The 3508-nt window shown below is 66.7% G+C and carries 3 protein-coding genes; 1 reads left to right on the top strand and 2 read right to left on the bottom strand.

Translation table 11 applies throughout. The features are described 5' to 3' along the window. Positions 1 to 46: 46 nt before the first annotated feature. Positions 47 to 784, bottom strand: coding sequence for a DUF72 domain-containing protein (locus EA346_RS01870; protein WP_296754932.1), 738 nt, complete (start codon positions 782 to 784; stop codon positions 47 to 49). 62 nt (positions 785 to 846) lie between these two features. Continuing rightward, on the bottom strand, positions 847 to 1899 hold the full coding sequence (locus tag EA346_RS01865; RefSeq protein WP_296754930.1) for a helix-turn-helix domain-containing protein: 1053 nt from the start codon (positions 1897 to 1899) through the stop codon (positions 847 to 849). Between the two features lie 177 nt (positions 1900 to 2076). Here EA346_RS01865 and EA346_RS01860 point away from each other — a divergent pair, with 177 nt between their 5' ends. Continuing rightward, the gene (locus EA346_RS01860; RefSeq protein ID WP_296754927.1) at positions 2077 to 3393 is read left to right on the top strand and encodes a tetratricopeptide repeat protein; all 1317 of its coding nucleotides are present in this window, start codon (positions 2077 to 2079) and stop codon (positions 3391 to 3393) included. The last annotated feature ends 115 nt before the right edge of the window (positions 3394 to 3508 follow it).

Genomic DNA, 3508 nt, shown 5'->3' with positions numbered 1-3508 from the left:
AGTTTTTTCAATAGCCTGGCTTGGTCCGACCCCGGTGAAGGTGCCCTCAAGAGTCCAGCATGTCGCGCAGGGTGGCGGCGTTGTGGGCGGCGTAGCCATGTTGGTCGTTGTCGAAATAACAGTAGACGTCCAACCCCTGGCGGGACCAGGTGGAAAGCGCCCCGGCCCAGCCGGAGAGTGCCTGGCGATCGTAACAGCCCTGGTAGGGGCCGTCCGGGCCGTGCAGGCGCACATAAACGAAGTCCGTCGTCACCTCCCGGGGCGAGACGAAACCGTCGAGATCGTAGATGCAGAACGCGGCACGGTGCCGGGCCAGCAGCGAGTAGCTCGCCTTGTTGAGCCAACTGTGGTCGCGAAATTCGAAGCTGTAGCGCAAATCGTCCGCAAGACACTCCAGGAAACTCTCCAGCCGATCGGCGTTGAATCTCCATCGAGGGGGTAGCTGGAACAGCACCGGCCCCAGCGCGCTGCCCAGGACGCGCATCCTGGACAGCAGCCTGACAACGCCTTCCTGCGGGTCCTTCAGCTTTTTCATGTGGGTGATGTAACGGCTCGCCTTGGCGGCAAAGCGGAAACCGGCGGGAACCTGTGTCCGCCAACTGCGCAGGGTTTGCTCGTCGGGGAGGCTGTAGAAGGACCGGTTGATCTCGACGCTGTTGAACCGCGCGGCGTAGTACTCCAGCCTTTCGTCGGCGGACAACCCATCCGGGTAAAAAGGGCCTTCCCAGTGATCGTACGACCACCCCGATGTGCCAATAAAGAAACGTCCGTGCCGCTTGCTCATGTTCCCTCCCGTTCGCGGAGGCTCCCGCGGCCGCGGGAGATTCAGGCCGCTCCCTGAAGAGTCTAGTGGGCCCGCTCGGCCCCGCGCAGGACCTCCCGGAGCCTGCCGAACTTGCGTCGGTATTGGGAGGGGGTGAGTTTCACGTCGCGCTTGAACAGGCGCATGAAGAAGCTCGCGTCCTCGTAGCCGAGGTCGTGTGCGATGGCTTCGATCGGATCCTGGGTCGCCTCCAGCATCTGCTTGGCCTCCTCGATGCGGATCGTGTGCACGTACTGGATCGGTGTCAGGCCGGTGGCTCTCTGGAAGCGCCGTGTCAGTGAGCGTTCGGACAGGCCGCTGAGCTGGACCATCGCGGCGACTGGCGCCGGCTCGTTGTAATGCGTTGCCGCCCAGACCTGGCATTCCGTGACCACCGCGTCGTCGGTCTGGCGGCTCGCCGAAAGCCTGGCGAACGGCTGCTGACCGGCATGATGCCAGTCGATCAGGTAGATCCGGGCCACCTGCATCGCCGCGTCGACGCCGGCAATCCGGGCGATCAGAAACAGGCCAAGATCCAGCCAGGACGACCCCCCTCCCGCCATGATCAGACGCTGACCCTCGCCGGCCGCGACCAGGGAGCGCTGGCGCTGCACGCTGATTCCGGGATAGCGCTTGGCCAGGGCATCGCAGTACGCCCAGTGGCTGGTCGCGGCCTCGCCGTCCAGCAGACCGGCCTCGGCCAGCAGCAACGATCCCGAGCAGGCGGCGGCGACGGTGGAACCGCGGGCGTAGCAGGACCGGAGCCATTCGATCTCGCGCTCGAAGCGGCCAGTGAGCGGCTCCGATGGCGCGACCAGGATCTCGGGAACGCAGATCAGATCGGGATCGGGGACCTCAGAGAGCAGCGCGTCGGGCACGACGGTAACGTCGTTGGCAATCCGGAACGGGCCCGCTTCGGCGGCAACGATCCGCGGCCTGATCAGCGGGGCGCCGGGCGTGCCGGTGACGATCAGCCCCCAGTCCCGCCCCGCCGAGTGGAACAGGTCACTCAGGCCGTAGATCACCGACGCCGTGGCCTCCGGAAAGGCCAGAATCGCGGCGGATGCGGGTGCAGTCCTGGCAATGGGAGCGTTCATGGCGGAAACGACCTGCTCCTGTCCGAATTGACTACGGGCGTTCCGGGCAACTCGCCCTATGCTGGTTTCAAGCCCCCTCGCTGCGCGGAACCCGTGCATGGAGGGCCGGCGGCATCCCCCACCCAGGGATGCGTCGCGAACATCACGACGCCGGCGCTGGCCGGCCTGGAGCCAAAAATGAAGCATACCGATCTGCTTGGCAACCCGTTCAGCGAAGCCACTGAAGCGGCGCTCGAGACCTACGCCGACGCTCTTCGCCAGTTCAACTGCTACCAGGGAGACCCTGTGCAGACCATCGAATCCGCCGTCGAAGAGGTCCCCGGGTTCGCGATGGGACACCTGATGCATGCCTGGCTGCACCTGCTGAGTACCGAGCCGGAAGCGGCTGCGGTGGCCCGCGCGGACCTGGAGCGCATCGCCGGCCTGCCACTGAACCGCCGCGAGCGCGGGCATGCCGACGCGGTCGCCGCATTCGCTGCCGGCCGATGGCACGAGGCGTGCCGTATCCTCGAGGACGTCTCGATCGAGTATCCCCGCGATGGGCTGGCGTTGCAGGCGGGACACTTCGGCGACTACCTGCGCGGCGACTCCCGCATGCTCCGGGACCGTGTTGCCCGCGTCGTCGGGCGATGGAGTCCGTCGGATCCCGGCTGCCACGCAGTCTTCGGGATGTTCGCCTTCGGATGCGAGGAGACCGGCGATTACCCGTGTGCCGATCACTTCGGCCGGCGCGCGCTGGAACTGGAGCCCGACGATGCCTGGGCCCACCATGCCGTTGCCCACGTCTTCGAGATGCAGGGCCGTAGCCGGGAGGGCATCGAATGGATGCGCGAGCGGCAACCGCACTGGGCCCAGGACAACTTCCTCGCCGTGCACAACTGGTGGCACTGGGCGTTGTTCCATCTCGACCTGGGCGAGATCGACGCGGTGCTGGCCCTGTTCGACGGACCGATCCATGGCTCGCGTTCCACCGTCACGGTCGACCTGGTCGATGCCTCGGCCCTGCTGTGGCGGCTGCAACTGCTGGGGATCGACGTCCGGTCCCGATGGGAGACCGTGGCCCGGGACTGGTGTGTAGCGGCACGTCCCGGGCTGTATGCCTTCAACGACTTCCACGCGACGATGGCCTGGGTCGGCAGTGGCGACGGGGATCGTGCTGCGCAGTGGATCACGGCGCAGACGGAACAGACTCCACAGGAGATCGGTGACCATGCCGCGATTGCCGAAAGGGTCGGCGCACCGTTGTTGCAGGCGCTGGCCGCCTTCGGTCGCGGTGACCATGCACAGGCCGTGGCGCTGTTGCGTTCGGTGCGCCCGATCGCCCAGCGCATGGGGGGCAGCCACGCCCAGCGCGACGTGATCGACCTCACGCTGGTCGAAGCGGCACGGCGCAGCGGACAACGGGAACTCGCGAGGGCCCTGGTGGCGGAGCGCGTGCACCTGAAGCCCGATAGCGCCTACAACCGTGCGCTCGACCTGCGGATTGCTGCCTGAGCCGCTGGTGGTTCGACCCCGGCGGGGGGCACGGAGAAGCTCCCGGGTCTCACCGCCGGGTCATGGTCTCGATCGCCCTGGCGAGCGCAACGGTCACTCGCGTCATGGTTTCGTA

The organism is Thioalkalivibrio sp. (assembly GCF_007692535.1).
Lineage (GTDB): Bacteria > Pseudomonadota > Gammaproteobacteria > Ectothiorhodospirales > Ectothiorhodospiraceae > Thioalkalivibrio.
The sequence above is the reverse complement of the archived record's forward strand: the minus strand, read 5'-3'. Positions and strand labels throughout refer to the sequence as shown.